The sequence below is a fragment of the Jeotgalicoccus huakuii genome (assembly GCF_036665975.1).
Taxonomy (GTDB): domain Bacteria; phylum Bacillota; class Bacilli; order Staphylococcales; family Salinicoccaceae; genus Jeotgalicoccus; species Jeotgalicoccus marinus.
This window is the reverse complement of sequence record NZ_JAVIYN010000013.1, coordinates 14,218-32,491: the sequence shown is the minus strand read 5'-3', so window position 1 is coordinate 32,491 and position 18,274 is coordinate 14,218. Positions and strand designations below refer to the sequence as shown.

Annotated in this window: 18 protein-coding genes; 10 read left to right on the top strand and 8 right to left on the bottom strand. The window is 37.9% G+C overall.

From position 1 onward, the window contains the following. Positions 1-100 precede the first annotated feature (100 nt). From V6E76_RS07855 to V6E76_RS07845, 3 genes are read left to right on the top strand one after another with little or no spacing between them, the layout of a single operon-like run. Complete coding sequence (locus tag V6E76_RS07855) at positions 101-1,279, top strand: M20 family metallopeptidase (RefSeq protein ID WP_247351887.1); 1,179 nt, start codon at positions 101-103, stop codon at positions 1,277-1,279. A 15-nt stretch (positions 1,280-1,294) separates the two neighbouring features. Beyond that, complete coding sequence (locus V6E76_RS07850; RefSeq protein ID WP_026867021.1) at positions 1,295-2,101, top strand: DUF3100 domain-containing protein; 807 nt, start codon at positions 1,295-1,297, stop codon at positions 2,099-2,101. 2 nt (positions 2,102-2,103) lie between these two features. Next, entirely contained in the window at positions 2,104-2,559 is a 456-nt protein-coding gene (locus V6E76_RS07845) for a hypothetical protein (protein ID WP_198687256.1), read from the top strand. Positions 2,560-2,601: 42 nt separating this feature from the next. Here the strand turns inward: V6E76_RS07845 and V6E76_RS07840 are convergent, their stop codons facing one another. The 5 genes from V6E76_RS07840 to V6E76_RS07820 all read right to left on the bottom strand — a co-directional run bounded on the left by V6E76_RS07840 (position 2,602) and on the right by V6E76_RS07820 (position 7,894). After that, the gene (locus tag V6E76_RS07840; protein ID WP_247351885.1) at positions 2,602-3,003 is read right to left on the bottom strand and encodes a hypothetical protein; all 402 of its coding nucleotides are present in this window, start codon (positions 3,001-3,003) and stop codon (positions 2,602-2,604) included. 128 nt (positions 3,004-3,131) lie between these two features. Then, positions 3,132-4,784, bottom strand: coding sequence for a BCCT family transporter (locus V6E76_RS07835; RefSeq protein ID WP_166626431.1), 1,653 nt, complete (start codon positions 4,782-4,784; stop codon positions 3,132-3,134). A gap of 325 nt (positions 4,785-5,109) precedes the next feature. Next, positions 5,110-5,991, bottom strand: coding sequence for an RluA family pseudouridine synthase (locus tag V6E76_RS07830; RefSeq protein WP_247351883.1), 882 nt, complete (start codon positions 5,989-5,991; stop codon positions 5,110-5,112). A gap of 23 nt (positions 5,992-6,014) precedes the next feature. Then, complete coding sequence (locus tag V6E76_RS07825) at positions 6,015-6,458, bottom strand: SRPBCC family protein (RefSeq protein WP_247351881.1); 444 nt, start codon at positions 6,456-6,458, stop codon at positions 6,015-6,017. A gap of 32 nt (positions 6,459-6,490) precedes the next feature. After that, a complete protein-coding gene (locus V6E76_RS07820) occupies positions 6,491-7,894 on the bottom strand; it encodes a YfcC family protein (RefSeq protein ID WP_198687254.1) in 1,404 nt (467 codons plus the stop codon). A gap of 356 nt (positions 7,895-8,250) precedes the next feature. On the opposite strand from V6E76_RS07820, the gene codB reads away from it, so the two are divergent. The 4 genes from codB to V6E76_RS07800 all read left to right on the top strand — a co-directional run bounded on the left by codB (position 8,251) and on the right by V6E76_RS07800 (position 11,672). Beyond that, positions 8,251-9,531 carry a cytosine permease gene (gene codB / locus V6E76_RS07815; RefSeq protein ID WP_198687253.1) on the top strand — a complete coding sequence of 427 codons (1,281 nt, stop codon included), beginning with the start codon at positions 8,251-8,253 and terminating at the stop codon, positions 9,529-9,531. Continuing rightward, a complete protein-coding gene (locus V6E76_RS07810; protein ID WP_499797761.1) occupies positions 9,521-10,783 on the top strand; it encodes a cytosine deaminase in 1,263 nt (420 codons plus the stop codon). Before codB ends, V6E76_RS07810 begins: the two co-directional genes overlap by 11 nt. Positions 10,784-10,887: 104 nt before the next feature. Then, positions 10,888-11,034 (top strand): hypothetical protein, encoded by a 147-nt coding sequence (locus V6E76_RS07805; RefSeq protein ID WP_156889163.1) that lies wholly within the window; start codon positions 10,888-10,890, stop codon positions 11,032-11,034. Beyond that, positions 11,034-11,672, top strand: coding sequence for a DsbA family oxidoreductase (locus V6E76_RS07800; RefSeq protein ID WP_026867012.1), 639 nt, complete (start codon positions 11,034-11,036; stop codon positions 11,670-11,672). Before V6E76_RS07805 ends, V6E76_RS07800 begins: the two co-directional genes overlap by 1 nt. A 26-nt stretch (positions 11,673-11,698) precedes the next feature. Here V6E76_RS07800 and V6E76_RS07795 read toward each other — a convergent pair whose 3' ends face one another. Continuing rightward, entirely contained in the window at positions 11,699-12,838 is a 1,140-nt protein-coding gene (locus tag V6E76_RS07795) for a glycerate kinase (RefSeq protein WP_026867011.1), read from the bottom strand. A 115-nt stretch (positions 12,839-12,953) separates the two neighbouring features. Between V6E76_RS07795 and V6E76_RS07790 the strand changes: the two genes are divergently transcribed. Further along, positions 12,954-13,946: an acrylyl-CoA reductase family protein gene (locus tag V6E76_RS07790; RefSeq protein WP_247351876.1), complete on the top strand. Its 993-nt coding sequence runs from the start codon at positions 12,954-12,956 to the stop codon at positions 13,944-13,946. Positions 13,947-14,094: 148 nt separating this feature from the next. Here V6E76_RS07790 and V6E76_RS07785 read toward each other — a convergent pair whose 3' ends face one another. Then, complete coding sequence (locus V6E76_RS07785) at positions 14,095-15,693, bottom strand: M20/M25/M40 family metallo-hydrolase (protein WP_035856385.1); 1,599 nt, start codon at positions 15,691-15,693, stop codon at positions 14,095-14,097. Positions 15,694-15,890: 197 nt separating this feature from the next. Here V6E76_RS07785 and V6E76_RS07780 point away from each other — a divergent pair, with 197 nt between their 5' ends. Further along, a complete protein-coding gene (locus V6E76_RS07780) occupies positions 15,891-16,823 on the top strand; it encodes an Ltp family lipoprotein (RefSeq protein ID WP_247351874.1) in 933 nt (310 codons plus the stop codon). Positions 16,824-16,953: 130 nt separating this feature from the next. Here the strand turns inward: V6E76_RS07780 and V6E76_RS07775 are convergent, their stop codons facing one another. Beyond that, positions 16,954-17,451, bottom strand: coding sequence for an SRPBCC family protein (locus V6E76_RS07775; protein WP_247351871.1), 498 nt, complete (start codon positions 17,449-17,451; stop codon positions 16,954-16,956). A gap of 103 nt (positions 17,452-17,554) precedes the next feature. On the opposite strand from V6E76_RS07775, the gene V6E76_RS07770 reads away from it, so the two are divergent. Beyond that, a complete protein-coding gene (locus tag V6E76_RS07770; RefSeq protein ID WP_026867007.1) occupies positions 17,555-18,235 on the top strand; it encodes a DUF554 domain-containing protein in 681 nt (226 codons plus the stop codon). The last annotated feature ends 39 nt before the right edge of the window (positions 18,236-18,274 follow it).

Sequence of the window (18,274 nt, the reverse complement as noted above, 5' to 3'; positions counted from 1 at the left end):
TTCTATATCCTCTAATTATTTCAGATTATTTTGACTTAACAGATATTTAAGCATATAATTTGGCAATATAATTACTATTATAAAAAGGGGATTGATAGGAATGGAAACACTTTTTGCTAGTCTAGATGAACTAAACGAAGAAATCATTTCAATACGTCGACATTTACATCAACATCCAGAATTATCATTCGAGGAAGTTGAAACACCTAAATACATAGCTGAGTTTCATGAAGTACTTGGCCACGAAGTAAGGACAGGTGTCGGTGGTAATGGTGTCGTCGCTTACTTAAAAGGGGAGCATGACGGACCTACGGTTGCCTTACGTGCCGATTTTGATGCATTGCCGATTGAAGAGGAAACCGAGCTCGACTTCAAATCTGTAAACGAAGGTGTAATGCACGCTTGTGGACACGACGGCCATACCGCTACTTTACTCGGTGTTGCTAAGGCATTAAATAAACACAAGCATGAACTTCACGGTAATGTTGTATTCATCCACCAACACGCTGAAGAATTACCACCGGGTGGTGCGAAACCTATGATTGAAGACGGCGCTCTTGAAGGTGTTGATGTCATCTTTGGCACTCACTTACAAGCACAACTTCCATTGAATGAAATTGCCTACCGCACTGATGCCCTTCAAGCGTCGTCTGATTCTTTTGAAGTGAAGATTCTTGGTAAAGGCGGGCATGGTGCCATGCCTCAAGATACAAAAGATAGCATTTTAATTGCGTCTCAGCTCGTAAATAATTTTCAACAAATAGTTAGCCGACGCGTCAACCCGCTTCAGTCTGCAGTCCTATCAGTCTGTTCTTTTGAGGCAATTGGTCCTTATAACATCATTGCAAATACAGCTAAAATCAAGGGCACTGTGAGAACTTTAAACGAGGAAACACGTGAATTGATGGAGCAAGAAATGGAAAGGGTTATCAAGGGAACATGTGAACTATCCGGTGCAGACTACGAATTTAACTATGAACGTGGGTATCCAGTACTCATTAACCACAAAGAAGAAACTGAATTTGTCGTAAAAGTTGCAGAAACCGTACCTGATGTCGCCACTGTAAAAGAAATTGAACCGATTATGGGTGGAGAAGATTATTCATATTACTTACAAGAAGTTAAAGGCACATACATTTTTACTGGTGCACAACCAGATAATACAGATAATCCATATCCACATCATCATCCTAAATTTGATATTAATGAAAAAGCCTTACTCACAGCAGCTAAAGTACTAGCTAAATCGACTGTTGAATACATGAACCAAAATAAATAACAGTGGGGATATGTCATGGAGAATACTACACTAAACTTATGGAAAGATTGGCGCTTGCATGCTGTTGTCTTTGCCATCGTCATCATAACTGAGTTAATCGGTACGCATCAATTTCAAATTGGTCCAGGTACTGTTTTACTACTGCCAATGCTCTATGCTGTTGTTATCGGTCTAGCAACTTTCTTTACACCATTAATTAGTAAAGTTCAATCAAGTAAAGCTGAATCCTTGGTCTTTATGTCTGTCACCTTATTGATTGCAAAATTCGGTGTTCAAGCAGGACCTGCTCTACCTGAGTTGATTCAGGCAGGTCCTGCACTAATCTTTCAAGAATTCGGTAATTTAGCGACAATATTGATCGCCTTACCAGTTGCTGTGTTTCTCGGGTTAAAAAGAGAAACTATTGGTATGACACACTCAATTGGTCGAGAATCCAACTTAGCACTAATATCAGAAAAATATGGAGTCTCTTCACCAGAAGGTCGTGGTGTTGTATCCATGTATATATTCGGCACATTATTCGGTGCAATATTTTTAGGGCTGACTTCTGGTTTCTTTGCGTCCGTTTTTCCGATTAGTCCACTATCATTCGCCATGGCAACAGGAATCGGAAGCGGGAGTATGACAGCCGCTTCACTCGGTCCACTCGTTGCCATGTATCCTGATCAAGCAGATCTCATCACTGCCTATTCTGGAGCGAGTAATTTACTTACATCCGTCACAGGTTTATACATGAGTATCTTTATAGGTTTACCTTTAACTGAAAAATATTTTTCTCTAATGTCGAGAATTAAAAATAAAAAAGCCAAGGAGAGTGAATAGGTATGGTCGGAAAACTAATAGATTGGACACTCACTCTCAGTATTGTCGCCATCATGACGCTCGTTGGTAATTTCATCGGTTATGAGGTCATGCCTTTAACAGCTTTACCCGGAATCATTACTTTAATGATTATTGTTCTAATAGGAATGGTCATTCATGAAGCTTTACCTTTTAAGAAGCTACCTGCCATTGCTTATATCGGGATACTTGCCTTTGTAGTTACGATGCCATTTTTCCCAGGTTCGGGAAAAATCGTCGCTTGGACTTCAGAAGTAAATTTACTTGCTCTAACTACACCGATTCTTGCCTATGCAGGTATTTCCATAGGTAATTCATGGGTAGACTTTGCTAAGATGGGATGGAAAACAATCATCGTTGGTATGCTCGTCTTATTAGGAACTTATCTTGGATCAGCCATTGTCGCTGAGATAATCTTAAGAATACAAGGTATTGTATAAATAATTACCCGGAGCAAGTCATTGATATGCTCCGGGTAATTTTTATTCTTGAAAGTGATCTTCGATAAAGGCCTTGTAGCCAATCACTTTTTGTGTGTCGTAAAATGTTTTAAATAACTCAACAACTTCTTCTAGTGTTAATGATTCCTTATGATATATCTTCCCAAATTCCTCTGAATCTTTTGCAGGGAGCGCTTCAAATGAGTAGTATTCCTCATCTTTAATACATTGAATTGTATCCACTTCTAGGTTGTAGTTAACAAAGGATAAGGTCGCAAAACTATCTTCTGAATCCACAACATCATGTACAGCACTTTCTACTTGTGACCATGAAGGATTTTCATAATCATCTAAACCGGTGGACAGCTCAACGTAGGGCTCACCATTCTTTAGTTGTTCATCATCTATTTGATCTTCATTTTTTAGGAAGCCAAATATTCCCATAGAAAACACTCCTATATTCTTACTGTATTTAAACAGTCTTTATTTTTTATATATTCCCCTTTTTATTTAAGTTAATCATAAAAAAACTGCTTGGCTTAATTAAGCCAAGCAGTGAAACAATAACTTTATTATTTATTTTCTTCTTCGCTACCATCATCTGCAAGGTGTGGCGCAATCTCATCTGGTAATGTTTCTTCGAAAGCTTCTCTTCTTTCTTCAAGTTCTTTCTCAGTTTTTACTCTATGAGAATCTTTATAAAGTAATTGTTGTCTTTCTAATTCGATAATTCCATATTCACTCCGTAAGGCTTTATATAGAGAAATACCGAGCATAGCAACAATGAACGTGAATGGGAAGGCTGCGATTAACATCGCCATTTCAATGGCTGATAAACCACCAGACCATAGTAATACGATAGCAGTACCAGCTAAGATACCACCCCAGATTAATTTAACTTTAAGTGGTGGGTTTAATGAACCACCAGTTGTTAACATACTGATTACGAATGTACCACTATCAGCTGAAGTTACAAAGAATGAAGCGATAAGTAGTATCGCAACACCCATAATTAATGGTGCAGCTGGGTAGTTTTCTAAGAATGCGAATAGAGCGACTTCATTACCTTCAGTCTCGATTAAGCTATAGATTCCGCCACCTAAGATGTTATCTGATTCAATACCAGCAACACCGAAGATCGCAAACCAAATCGCACTGAAGACAACCGGTACACCCATCACACCAACGATGAATTCTCTAATTGTTCTACCGCGTGACACACGTGCGATGAAGCTACCAACAAAGGCAGCCCAACCGATCCACCATGCCCAGTAGAATAGTGTCCAGTCATTTAAGAATGAACGCTCGCCTGTAAATGAATTCATGTTAAATGTCATACTGACTATGTTATTAAGGTAGTTACCTAAGTTCGTCATAAATGCTTCTAGCATTTGTACAGATGAACCAAAGATAAATACGAATAACATTAAGGCTATCGCAATAATAACGTTACCAATACTCAAGTAACGGATACCTTTATTGACACCTGTAGATGCAGAAATCATAAAGGCTACAGTAATAATTAGGACGATAATTGTCTGCGTCCAAACATTGTTTTCAATGCCGTCAAAGCTGTAGCTAAGACCTGCTGTAATCTGAGTTGCACCAAGTCCAAGTGATGTTGCGATACCGAAAATTGTACCGAATACTGCTAGAGAGTCGATACCTGTACCTAACCATCCTTTAGAACGTTCACCAATTAAAGGTGATAAGGCTGAACTCATAAGTAGTGGTGCATTGTGTCTGAAGTTAAAGTAAGCTAGAGACAGACCCACTACTGCGTATACACCCCAAGGGTGAATTCCCCAGTGGAACAGTGTATGCATCATAGATTCTTCCTGAGCAGCAATAGAACCAGGCTCTGCCGATGGTGGGTTGTGGAAGTGAGTTACAGGTTCGTTAACACCGTAGAACACTAAACCAACACCCATACCTGCTGTGAATAAGAATGAGAACCAAGTAAAGTAACTGTACTGTGGTTTTTCATCCTGTCTACCTAAACGTATCTTACCGTATGGGCTGAAAACTAAATAAATCGCAAAAATAACAAAAGCTGTCATGCCCAGCATGTAAACCCAACCAAGTTGGTTAGAAATAAAATTGTTAATTACACCAAGAACTGAACCAACATTTTCTGGGAAAAATGCACCCCATAAAATGAAGACAGCTGCTAATGAAACAGAAACGTAAAAGACCGGTGTGAGTACCGATTTTTTTTCTTTCATAAAAAAGTATACCTCCTGTAAATATAGTTTCTGTGATTAAGACAAAACAAAAACGCCAGTCTTAAAAATGATAGTTTATCGTGCTGTATCGTGAAATTTGGGAACTGAAACTTCCCTAAAAAAAGAAAATAGAAATGTTACATGAAAAATCATGTCAAAAACTGCAGTGAGTGCATCTCACAGCTAAAAAGGATTTTACTTGACTTAAAATAAAGCCTTGGACAACTTGTAATGCTAACACAGTTATATCGAAATTAAAACAGTTCTGAAACAATTATTTATAATAATTACAAAAAGCCAAACCCCAATACGGTTTGGCTAGCTTCTATTTAAACCCTCTTGTAAAACTGCTAGGTGGCTTTGATTCAAACCTCAAAGACTTTCCACTAGTTGGGTGTTTAAACTCTATAACACTTGCATGAAGACCAAGGCGATTGATTGGTTTGGTTGTTGATCCATATTTTTTATCGCCTACTATTGGATGGCCAATCGTTTCCATATGCACACGGATCTGATTTTTTCGTCCCGTCTCTAAGTTGACTTTTAATAGAGAAAATCGACGATTTTTTCTCATCACTTGGTAATGAGTAATTGCTTTTTTCCCACCATTGTCTTTAGGACTTGAATGCATTTTAAAGGTCTTATCTTCTTTAAGCCAAGAAGTAATCGTCCCGTCTTCTTTAACTTGGCCCTCTACTAAGGCAATATAAGTTCTTTCACTTACGATGTCTTTCCAGTTATTTTGTAACTTTTGTTGTACTACACGTGATTTTGCAAATATCATCACACCTGAAGTATCTCTATCTAAACGATGTACTATAAATATGCGATTGTTTGGTCTGATACTCTGTACATAATCCATTAACATTCTAAAGGCTGTCGCTTTTTTCTCGAGTTTAGAGCCCATAGTTAAGAGTCCATGTGACTTTTCAATGGCAATAATATCATCGTCTTCATAGACAATCTCTATGCCTTTCATCTTAACATCAGGCGATGCGGCACGGTCTCTTAAGGTGACGACATCACCCTTTTTCAAGCATTCATCAAACTGTGTCGTCGGTTTACCATTAATAGTAACTTGGCCTCGTTTTAACATTCCTTTGACTGTACTTCTGCTCTTATTTGGCATCACTTCAAATAGGTATTCAAGTAGTTCGTTATTCTTTTCTACTGTCCATTCGGTATTACCTTTATTCTTATTCTTCATTTAATAATAATCCCTTTCATTGATCAGGCTGATTTATCTTCTAGATATTTAACTAATTTATTCATTTCTTTATTCATAACAGCCTTCACAATAGGTTTCACTGTCATTACAAACATTCTGACTCCCCTTTTACTATCGATGCTAGAGCGTACAGTTAGCTCTGAATATTCTCCATTTGGAACGATATTAAATAACGTTGTAATAACGCCTTGTTTAAGCTTAGTTTTCATTGTAATACTACGATTCTCGCTGTATTCAACTATTTCATTTCTAAATCTGTATGTCTTATTTCTAACGCCTAGCGTTATTCTAAATTTTGTACCCTTAGCACGTTTTTCTTTCGTATTATACTCAACTTCCTTTAGGATGGTGAATATGTCTATTAATTGATTGTCATCATTAATTACACTAAAGATATCATCTGCAGATGCATTAACCTTTTCATTTCTATAGCTATAAATTTCCATCTAAGCCCTCACCTGTATCATCGTATTTAAATCTAAAATGGTCCTAGATTTATCAATGTTGCTACCACTAATAGTATCATAGCAATGACTGACCAGATAATAAATAACGGCAAGAACCACTTTGCCCATTTAATCCACGGTACACCCGCAACAGCTAAACTCGCCATTAGTGTGCCTGACGTTGGAAAAAGTGAGTTAGAGAAGCCATCGCCAAACTGGAATGCAAGTATTGCGACTTGACGGGTCACCCCTACCATATCAGAAAGTGGTGCTTGAATCGGAATCATAATTGCAGCCTGTCCACTGCCCGACGGAACAAAGAAGTTAAAGATTGAGTTCATGATGAACATACCTATTGCTGTTGCAACAGGAGGTAAGGCAGATAAAGGATCTGATAGCACACTAACTAATGTATCTAAAACCATGCCGTCTTCCATAATAATGAGTACTGCTCTTGCTAAACCAATGATTAAGGAACCGTATACGAGTCCTTTACAACCTTCCAAGAAAGTTAAGGTAATTTCATTATAGTTCATCTGAGCAATCATACCTGCAATAATTGCAACGATGATAAACAAGGCAGCCATATGATTGGTCGTCCATTGGAACTGGATCACTGCAAATATGAAGAAGATTAAGGCTAGAGCGGTCACAGCCAGTATCCATTTATGTCTTATAGTAAACTTTTCTGTGTTCTTAAATTCTTCTGCTGATGCTTCAACACCCATAATACTTTTTGTAGGGTCATTCAATATTTTTTTACAGTATCGCCATGTAAACCAAATCGTTACAGCAGTTAAAATCACAAAGGCAATCAATCTAATCAGCATTCCCGAAAAAGGTGGTAGTTCAGCTATATTGTGTGCAACACCCACTGTATATGGATTTAAGAATCCTGCTGAAAAACCAATAAAGGCCGCATTAAATGTAATTGCAACTGCTACAATGGCATCGAGTTTTAACGCTTTTGCTAACATTACCCCAATGACTACAAATGCGATGACCGAGTTACCTAATGCACCAACCGCACCGCCGATTGCAAAGAGAACAATAATCGATGAGATTAATAGAAATTCTCTCCCTTGCATCTTATCAATTGCAGAATATATTCCTGCCTGTATAGCACCTGAGCGATTAATGACTTCGAACATCCCACCTGCAAATAGAACTAGAAATATAATATCCGCACTCTCTATCATCCCAGTTTGAATCGCTAAAAAGACATCCATTAATCCTGCAGGTTCACTTTCAACCGTTTCATATGTATCGGGTACAATCGTCGTTACCCCTTCAATTTCCTCTCGTTCAAATGATCCTGCTGGCATTAAGTATGTGGCTAGAACCGCAAGCAACATTACTCCAAATACTATGACATATGTATCCGGAAACTCCCATCTTTTCTTCAATTTCTTGTTTTTTGATGAATTCACCGACATTCATTCACACTCCTTAGTTAAATGATTGTTTCTATATTACCATATGATGAATTTATAATTAAACTTTATTATGCATATTTAAACGTAAAATATTAAGTAGACAGTTCAACTTTTATATGTAATACTATTCATGAACTAAATACTGGTGCCTTTAACTCAGTCCAGAGAGACTGACAAGGACAGCGCGTATAATATCGATTCGGTTAAACATATCCTAATTCTGGGTGTTTAATCTTCTTTATTATAGAAATCAGCTTCTTGTCTTCTTTCGGGCAAGAAGCTTTCTTTTTGTCTGAATGAAACAAGTTGTGCCCTTTCGGCGCCAGTTTCTTAAATAAGAATCTGGAGGAATGAACATGTCTATTCAAGACAAAGAATTTTCACTTACAGCAGTACCTCAGTCTAGCCGTAAAGGATTTTGGAACATCTTAGTCGTTATGGTATCACTCAGCTTTTTCTCTGCCAGCATGTGGTCAGGTGGGACACTAGGAGAAGGTTTATCTCTTTTGAACTTCATTTGGATTGTCCTAGCTGGTAATTTAATTCTCGGTTTATACACTGGATCACTTGCTTACATCTCAGCCAAAACTGGTCTCTCTATTCATCTACTCGCTCGCTATGCCTTCGGTAAAGAAGGTTCATATATTACTTCATTTTTACTCGCAGCCACTCAAGTGTGCTGGTTCGGTGTTGGTCTTGCCATGTTCGCCGTCCCTGTCTCAATGGCAACAGGTGTCAATGTCTACATACTCATCGGTGTCTTTGGAACCTTGATGACTATTTCATCTATATTCGGTCTTAAAGCTCTTGCCATCCTCGGTTTCATCAGTGTCCCTACAATTGCAGTCTTCGGAATTTATTCAACATCAGATGCAGTTGCCTCAATGGGCGGCATGGAAGCACTTATGGCCTATGAGCCAAGTCAAACCATGAGTATCGCTCTGGCACTCACAATCTGTGTCGGTTCATTTATCAGTGCAGGTACTTTAACGCCTGACTTCACACGCTTTAGTAAAACTGCTAAATCAGCCGTATCATCTACAGTCATTGCTTTCTTTATCGGTAACTCATTAATGTTCTTATTTGGTGCCATCGGAGCAATGGCCTTTGGTATCACTGATATTTCAGAAGTCATGATGTTACAAGGACTCATGATTCCAGCCATCATCGTCTTAGGATTAAACATCTGGACAACGAATGATAGCGCCCTTTACGCATCAGGACTTGGCTTTGCAAACATCTTTAAGCTACCTAAGAAGTATATTGTTGTCTTCAATGGTATCTTAGGGACAATCGCAGCAATGTGGTTATACAACAACTTTGTGGGTTTCCTAACCTTGTTAGGTTCAGCCCTACCTTCAATCGGAGCCATTATCTTAACGGATTACTTCATCGTAAGAAAAAGACAATATGCTTCAATTGAAAGTGCTAACTTTAAAGCCTTAAACCCTGTCGCAATAATTGCTTGGATTGCCGGTGTTCTTCTAGCAAACTTCGTACCAGGCATTCCACCATTAAATGCTCTAATCGGCACAAGTGTCATCTATGCAGTCGGCATGAAATTAGCGGAGATGAATGCACCAGTTACAGTAAACACTCCACTTAAAGGAAAGGATGAAATGGCACGTGAATATTAAGAACGCAACTTTAAGAGGACAAGAAGGTCTATGGAATATAGAAATTGAAGATGGAAAATTTAAAACGATCACTCAAGATCAGCTAGAAGAATCAGAGGATAGTATCGATGTGAAGGGTGATTTAGTTTTACCCCCCTTCATAGAGCCGCACATTCATTTAGATACGACTTTAACTGCAGGAGAACCTGAGTGGAATATTAGTGGCACCTTGTTCGAAGGCATTCAGAGATGGTCTGAGAGAAAGGAATCACTGACTATAGAAGATGTTAAAAGTCGTGCGAAAAAAGCAATTAAATGGCAGATTGCTGGTGGCATTCAATACATTCGTACACATGTTGATGTCACTGACCCTGAACTGACTGCACTTAAAGCGATGATCGAAGTCAAAGAAGAGTTAAGTGACTTTGTAGATATTCAGCTCGTTGCTTTCCCGCAGGAAGGGATTTTATCGTATCCGAATGGGAAAGAAATTTTAGAAGAAGCAATAAAACTTGGCGCTGACGTTGTCGGTGCGATTCCTCACTTCGAATTCACTCGAGAGTATGGTGTAGAATCTTTAAAAATCGCCTTTGACCTAGCTGAAAAATACGATAAACTCATCGACGTTCACTGCGATGAAATTGATGACGAACAGTCGAGATTCGTTGAAGTCGTTGCGAATGAAGCTTACCAACGTGGTTTAGGTGAGAAAACAACTGCGAGTCACACAACAGCAATGGGCTCATATAATGATGCCTATACAGCGAAATTATTCCGCTTATTAAAGATGTCTAATATAAATTTCGTGTCTAATCCTTTAATCAATATTCACTTACAAGGTCGTTTTGACTCATATCCTAAACGCCGCGGCTTAACACGTGTCAAAGAACTTCAAGCTGCAGGCATGAACGTGTGCTTTGGTCATGATGATATTTTTGACCCTTGGTACCCACTTGGAACAGGTAATATGCTACAAGTCTTGCACATGGGAATCCATGTCGCACAGCTTATGGGCTACGAAGAAATCGTCAATTCCATCGATCTCATTACTAAAAATAGTTCCAAGACCTTACACATCAAAGATCAGTACGGTATTGAAGTCGGTAAACCCGCAAACTTTATCGTGTTGAATGCGGATAATGAGTACGATGTCATTCGTAAACAAGCAGTGGTGATGCACTCTTATAGAAATGGTAAACGCCTTGTGACAACTAAACCGAGTGAAACAACTATCGATCTAGGTGCTGAAGAACTGATAGATTTTGAAAGATAAGATACATCCTGTCTACTTAGTGTAGGCAGGATTTTCGTCTTTTTGGGTTCACCCTGTTAAACTATCCTTAGTATAGAGAATTACTTTATGAAAGGAGCATATCAATGACAAATAAAGAACAAGAAAGAAAAGTAGATAGTAAGATTCAAACCATAGAACCTATGGATCTTGGAAGTTCACAAGGCATGGTGTGTGACTTTGAAACGGGTGTATGTGGTTCAATTAATGAAGAGAAAGAGGAAAAGAAATAATGAAAATTACAATTTGGTCAGATTTCGTTTGTCCGTTCTGCTATATCGGGCAAGCTAACTTAGATAATGCTTTAAGTAAATTTGAACATAAAGATGATGTTGAGATTGAGTACAAGAGCTTCCTTCTTATGCCTGATGCAGAACATAAAGAAGGCGAAAGCTATGCTCAAACATTTTCCAAATTAAAAGGAATACCAATCGAACGCGCGGAAGGTATGCTAAACCAAGTAACAGAGACCGCTAAAAATGCAGGTGTTGAAATCAACTATGACATCGCTAAATTAGCAAGCACATTTAAAGCGCACCGTGTGTTCCAATACGCACGCTCTGAAGGTAAGGGCACACCATTCTTTAAAACTTTCTACAAAGCCCACTTCACTGAAGGTGAAAATCTAGATGACGATGATACAATCATTCGCTTATCAGAGTCTATTGGCCTAGATACTGATGGTATTAAAAATGTATTAGCTAGCGAAGACTACAGTCAAGATGTTAATGTCGATATCTCACAAGCATCACAACTTGGTGTTCAAGGTGTTCCTTTCTTCTTAATCAATGACAAATACTCAATCTCCGGTGCACAACCACCAGAACTATTTGAAGAAGCACTAAACAAAATCTATGCAGAAGAGCAGTAAAAAGTAGGTGTTAAACACCTACTTTTTTATTTGCCTATTTTTAAGAGTCTCATGATCTGACTCGTTGTTCTTGTAATATTCTTCTTAGTGACCTCACTATTCATAGCTTCTTCTAGTGTCATTGGCTGACTTTGGATTGAGAATATTGCGTCCATCCCTATAGCATTTAAGTCGTAAGCATCTGCCGATAAACTCCCGGCAAGTCCGATGAAGGGGACTTGTTTATCTTTGGCAATCTTTGCAATACCTACAGGCACTTTACCCATTTTTGTTTGGGCATCTAATTTACCTTCACCACTAATGACTAAATCAGCATCTTTTATTTCATCTTCAATATTCAACATATCTGAGATTAATGACACACCAGTTTCTAATTTCCCTTTGAGATAACTATGAAAAGCTGCACCTAAACCGCCTGCTGCACCACCACCTGGTATCTCGGATATATCTATATTCATTTCCTCTAATGTTTTATCTGCAAAATTTTTAAGTCCTTGATCTAGACTTGCTAAGTTATTTTCTTTAACACCTTTTTGTGGTCCAAATATATAAGTTGCACCTTGTTCACCGTACAAGGTGTTATTCACATCACAAGCAACTCTGAAGTTACAGATATCAAACTTAGCCGCTTCATGTGTTTTAATGATTTTATGGATTTGGCTTAAATATTTACCACCTCGTTTAATATCTTTACCACGCTCATCTAGAAAGCGGTAACCCATTGCTTGTAACATACCGACACCACCATCGTTCGTAGCACTGCCACCGAGTCCAATAATGAAATTTCTTGCCCCTAAGGCATGCGCATAATCAATCAACTCACCCAGCCCATATGAAGTGGCTTCATCAGGATTTAATTCATCTTGACTCAACAAGGTGAGTCCTGAAGTCGATGCCACTTCAATAATCGCAAGGTTTTTACTCGGCACTAACCCCAATAGCCCAGTTACTTCTTGGCCTATTGGTCCTGTTACTACTTTTTCAATTTTTTGCCCATGTAAGTTTTCTATTAGAATATCTGTCGTACCCTCTCCACCATCTGCCATTTCATAAGTTTTTACTCGAGCTTCACTCATTACAGATTCTATTCCTTGTACGACGGCTTCATTGGCCACTTTAGATGAAACACTACCTTTAAATGAGTCCATTGCTACAACTATTTTCACAATCACCACTCCTTTTCTATACCTTACCATTCATTTTCTTGTAGCTGAATCGATTAAATGCATTCTTCAACTTATATTAGTACACTAGATTTAAATCAGATAAAGGAGGTTGCTTATGAATTCGTATAAAGCTTTAGTGGTCAATCAAGCAAATGAAGGTACAGAAATGAGCATACAGTCTATAGAGAGGAAAGTCTTAGGTCACGGTGAGGTTTTTATCGATGTGTATTATTCGAGTGTGAATTATAAGGACGGTATGGTAGCTGCTCTAGGTCAAATCGCAAAAAAATTCCCTCTCACACCCGGCATTGATTTAGCAGGTGTTGTGAAGGAATCCAATGATTCGCGTTTTAAAGTTGGTGATGAAGTCATTGCTACGAGCTATGACATTGGTACAAAAATCGATGGTGGGTATCAAGAATATGCAACAATTCCCGGTGAATATGTCTTACCACTTCTTGATGGTTTAACTTTAAAAGAAGCAATGATTCAAGGTACAGCAGGCCTGACTATCGGCATTGCTATCGATAAGTTAGAAAATGTTGGTGTTCACCCAGATCGTGGTGATGTACTCGTCGCCGGTGCTTCAGGCGGTTCAGGAAGCTTAGCTATTCAGATGTTACATCATTTAGGTTACTCTGTCGTTGCAAGTAGTGGCTCATCTTCACGTATCGAATATTTAAAATCGATTGGTGCTGAACGCGTCATCGACCGAGCTGAAGTAGAAAATGATCATAATCAACCCGTCAATCCACCACTGTACCAAGCAGCAATTGACCCTGTTGGTGGTAGTACGACAGAATATATTTTAAAAACGCTAAACCCAGAAGGTGCTGTCGTCACTTTTGGCCTTGTTGGTGGTACAGAAGTATCAACCAGTGTCCTACCTTTCCTTGGGCGAGGTATTCATTGGCTTGGAGTAAACTCAGTACATTATCCTATGGAAAAAAGACAAGAGGTTTGGCAGCGACTCGCCACTGATTTAAAAATCGACCTAGAGCGTGATGACTTGGTTAATGAAGTCAGTCTTGATGAGCTACCTCAAGCACTCCACGATATTATTGACGGTAATTTACAAGGTCGCACCATCGTGAATTTGAAATCATGATGCAATTTTAGTTTAGCTGGAGTTATCACTGTGAGCTATGATGGTGATAACTCCGCTTAATTTTTTTCACTTATCACCGTTTCCATCCTTTTTGGTGATCACTCCTTATTTTTTATGGCACTTATCACCGATTCATCAACCAAGCCCTCTATTTAACAGACTGAATAACCGCTTTTAACACCACTGGCATCATTTCAAAGGCATTCTTTTTATTAAGACGCTCTGACATCTTATGTGCATCTTTACCAAATGGCCCAATATTCATAACTGGCGCATTCAAAATCTTCATCTCTTTAAATGGAATCTGATAAGACTCTCCCCAGAGCGGCGCGTTTTGCATAAATACTTCCCAGCCATTATCGTCGGCTCGATAGTTGACATAACTCAAATCGGAAATACCATTAAAATAATACTTATTCGTCACATCGTAATCAAAATTTTGTTTAAAGGTTGTCTTAGTGACCTCAATCAGATTCTGAACTAAAGCATCATCTGAGGAATTCACCGCTGGCATATAAGGTGGCGCAAACATTAAGATTGTTGCTGGTGCAAGCTCCTGACAGTATTCCATCAAGCGGTCAGCAATCAACAAGGTCATTTTTCTGAAATCACCTTGTTCTTTTTTAATGACAGAATCAATTAATGCATCCGCCTCTTCTTTACTATATTTATCGATAAAATACTCCAATACTTCTTGATATTCCATAACACGAATACATGTGAAAGGCTTGATTCCATTTGCCTCAGCAATTTTTAAGTAATCCGTTCGACACTGATTCATGGCATCTTCAGCAATTTCCTTAAAGGTACCCATAACATCTCTTGCCGTCTGTTCCATCGTGACCACATTATATAAGGAATAGGAATGATGGGAAGTTTGAACATCATAATTATCTTTAAGATCATTAGACTGTAAACAAATCGGTAGCGGTGTTGTCTCTCCGTCAAATGATTCCTGGAAACGATTAGTAAATTCCATCTCTTTGTTTAAATAAGCTGATAAGTAGTGAGCTGTAATACCATTTAAAGGTTCCCCTGCGTGAGTCGGAATTCCATAAAACAAAGCAGCTGGCATAATTTTTCCAATAGTTCCGGAGTATACATAATGATTATTATCTAGTGGTTGCTGAGTGAATGACGGTTCACCATTTAAGAACAGACGAATATTTAAGCCGTATTCCTCTTTCAATTGCACCAAGCCAGGCACTGCACAGAGCATACCCGCTGAACTGACTTCTTCGTCAGGTACCGTGACCAGGCAAATATTAATCTCCCATTCTTCTTTAATTGCCTGCTCTAAAATATGTATATGTAAGGCAAGCCCAGCTTTCATATCCATAATGCCACGACCAAAAACAAATTCTCCTGATTCTAAATCAGCTTTCGCTTCTTCAGTTAGCAACTCAGTTTGTTCCTTAAAGGTCGCCGTTAAATGTTCAGGATCAAATGCAAGTTTAGAAAGCTGCCCATATTCTTTTACCCCTACAGTATCAAAATGACTGATTAGTACGACCGTATCGACCGCGTCATCATTTTTATATAAGGCAGTTAAAGCATTGCGGCTATTTCCAGCATCGAATAAACGAATTTTATCTTCCGCTTTAGAGAAATAATCCAGTTCCTTTAACTTTTCTTTTAACTTATGTGGAAAGTCGATCTCACCCTGACTTCCAGATAAACTATCCCAAGAAATTAATTCATATAAGAGAGATTCTATATCCTCTGCTTTTTGCCATAAATATTCCAAATTAGACACCCCTTTAAAAACCATCTGTCATCTTTTTAATCTATCATACCTGTCTTTTTTAAAATATGCTTGTATTTCCTAGGGAATAACAACATATAAAGCATTTTTATTTCTAATTTAAAATATTTTGATATCATTTGTCATGTTATCATGATACAATTATTCCTGATATTGTAAATTAATTTGGAGGTAATGTTATGGCTAAAGAAAAAGTAAAAGTTCCCATTTATAAACGAGTTTGGTTTACTGTCCCTGCATTATTTATAGGTATGATTTTACTTGTTAATTTACTTACCATTTCCGAAGATGAGTCAAATGCATCAAAAGAAGAAAAAGATACTACTAATTATAGTAGCTCCACAAGTTCTTCAAAAACTAGTGAAGAAACACAAAAAGAAGTGGATGAAATCATTTCACAATTAGAAGAAACCTCTGAAGATCTCGATACAGATGTAGAGGCAGCAGAAAAAACTGATGAAGAAGATACCGAAATAGATTCTGAATATGAGAACACTCAAGTCGATGACTCTACTGAAATTGATTTTATTGCTGGAGTTTATATTGCTAGTATGCCATTCTCTAAATCTGGACTAGTAGATCAACTAGAGTTCGAAGGCTATTCTACTGAAGAAGCTATTGCGGCTACAGAAAAATTGGATGTTGATTGGTCAGAACAAGCGGTTCTTAAAGCAAATGACTATCTTGATTTCACTGCGTTTTCAAAAGAAGGTTTAATTGAACAATTAGAGTTTGAAGGGTTTACATTAGAAGAAGCTACTTATGCAGTTGATCAGGTTGAAGGTGAAACGAATGCTACATCTTCTAGTACGGAATCTGGTGAAACAATGTCACAATCAAATGCAGTAAAACAAGCTGAAAATTACCTTAATTATTCTGCATTCTCTAAATCAGGCCTCATTGATCAATTAGTATTTGAAGGTTATCCTGAGGAAGATGCATCTTATGCTGTCGAACAAATTGAAGTCGACTGGATGGAGCAAGCTGAAAAATCTGCTAAACAGTATTTAGACTACAGTTCATTCTCAAGAAGTGGTCTGATTGACCAATTAGTATTTGAAGGTTTTAGTCTAGAAGAAGCAACCTACGGCGCTGATCAAGCCGGACTTTAGTTTCCAAATGTACTTGAAATTAATTATACTCAGTTAACTATTAAAGTAATTTAAAAATCCGGCCGTTAGTCACCATTTGATGTATCTATCAGCCGGGTATTTTTGTTCTGGACGTCTTCTCTTAATTCCCTTAACCTGTATAACTTACCTTCTCCGTTTCCACTAATTCTTTTAATCCCATAAACATATAATTATAGCCTTCCTCAGTACTATCTCTGTATGCTTTTTCTGCTTTTTGTATGTCGTCCTCTGTCAAATCAGGCTCATGAAGCACTGTAATATCATGACTAAATGTCATATTAGTACCTGTCGATGTTTCATCGAAAACAACGGATAGCGTATCTTCATATTCACTAAACTGAGGCATTTTAAAAGTAAAGACTAACTTTTCATTTTCTACGATTTCCTTATAGGTACCTATGGCTCTAAAATCTTGCCCCTGTCTATGGTCAACAACTTCCCATTCACCACCAATTTGTAAATCATTTTTCGCGACTTTATTAGTTGCTTGTAAGGTCATAAACCAGTTTCTAAATAAGTCAGGATTCGTCCAGGCTTCAAATAATTTTTCAGGTTCAACATTAAAATCTCTGTTCATCGCTAAGTTCACTACAGATTTTTCAGTCATTCTCGGCACCTCTCTTTAAGTTTTTATCGATTCACATACTACTTTATACTAAAATAGCGTAAGATAATAACTATCTTGTGTTTGCAGTAAGGAGAAATTTTTCATGATAGGTACAATTTTTAACGTTGTAATGATTATAATCGGTTCGACGATTGGGAGTTTATTTAAAAAGGGAATCAAAAAAGAATATCACGATGTGTTGATGACAGCCATGGGTCTCGTTGCCCTTGCGATTGGTGTTAACGCAATCGTTCAATATATGCCAGAAAGTAAGTTTCCGGTTTTATTTATTTTATCGTTAGCTTTAGGTGGCGTTATCGGACAAATGCTTAACCTAGAGGATAAATTTAATAATGCTGTGAGTAAGTTTTCAAAAGGCGACTTGGCACAAGGCCTATCTACAGCAATCTTACTCTATTGTATTGGCACACTTTCTATACTTGGACCAGTCGAAGCAGCAGTGAATCAGAACTATACATATTTAATTACTAATGGCATTTTAGATGGGATTACTTCTATTGTGCTTGCATCAACTTTTGGTTTTGGAATTGTATTATCAGCAGTTGCCGTGTTTCTTTGGCAAGGATCAATCTACTTATTCGCATTATTCATGGAAAATGCGATCAATGTTGATATCTTAAACGAAGTGAATATTATTGGCGGGATTTTAATTCTGATGGCGGGCTTAGGCATATTGAATATCAAAGCATTCAAAACAATGAACTATCTACCCGCCTTAGCTGTCGTCCCTGTGATGTATGTCATTTTCAACTTCTTTTCTTAAACTTGAGTTTAATTAGCGGCTTCTCATTGGCGCGTATTT

Bases quoted from the DNA above. Each gene is read 5' to 3' on its own strand.
- V6E76_RS07855 (WP_247351887.1), top strand. From the start codon at position 101: ATGGAAACACTTTTTGCTAGTCTAGATGAACTAAACGAAGAAATCATT.
- V6E76_RS07850 (WP_026867021.1), top strand. From the start codon at position 1,295: ATGGAGAATACTACACTAAACTTATGGAAAGATTGGCGCTTGCATGCT.
- V6E76_RS07845 (WP_198687256.1), top strand. From the start codon at position 2,104: ATGGTCGGAAAACTAATAGATTGGACACTCACTCTCAGTATTGTCGCC.
- V6E76_RS07840 (WP_247351885.1), bottom strand. From the start codon at position 3,003: ATGGGAATATTTGGCTTCCTAAAAAATGAAGATCAAATAGATGATGAA.
- V6E76_RS07835 (WP_166626431.1), bottom strand. From the start codon at position 4,784: ATGAAAGAAAAAAAATCGGTACTCACACCGGTCTTTTACGTTTCTGTT.
- V6E76_RS07830 (WP_247351883.1), bottom strand. From the start codon at position 5,991: ATGAAGAATAAGAATAAAGGTAATACCGAATGGACAGTAGAAAAGAAT.
- V6E76_RS07825 (WP_247351881.1), bottom strand. From the start codon at position 6,458: ATGGAAATTTATAGCTATAGAAATGAAAAGGTTAATGCATCTGCAGAT.
- V6E76_RS07820 (WP_198687254.1), bottom strand. From the start codon at position 7,894: ATGTCGGTGAATTCATCAAAAAACAAGAAATTGAAGAAAAGATGGGAG.
- codB (WP_198687253.1), top strand. From the start codon at position 8,251: ATGTCTATTCAAGACAAAGAATTTTCACTTACAGCAGTACCTCAGTCT.
- V6E76_RS07805 (WP_156889163.1), top strand. From the start codon at position 10,888: ATGACAAATAAAGAACAAGAAAGAAAAGTAGATAGTAAGATTCAAACC.
- V6E76_RS07800 (WP_026867012.1), top strand. From the start codon at position 11,034: ATGAAAATTACAATTTGGTCAGATTTCGTTTGTCCGTTCTGCTATATC.
- V6E76_RS07790 (WP_247351876.1), top strand. From the start codon at position 12,954: ATGAATTCGTATAAAGCTTTAGTGGTCAATCAAGCAAATGAAGGTACA.
- V6E76_RS07780 (WP_247351874.1), top strand. From the start codon at position 15,891: ATGGCTAAAGAAAAAGTAAAAGTTCCCATTTATAAACGAGTTTGGTTT.
- V6E76_RS07775 (WP_247351871.1), bottom strand. From the start codon at position 17,451: ATGACTGAAAAATCTGTAGTGAACTTAGCGATGAACAGAGATTTTAAT.
- V6E76_RS07770 (WP_026867007.1), top strand. From the start codon at position 17,555: ATGATAGGTACAATTTTTAACGTTGTAATGATTATAATCGGTTCGACG.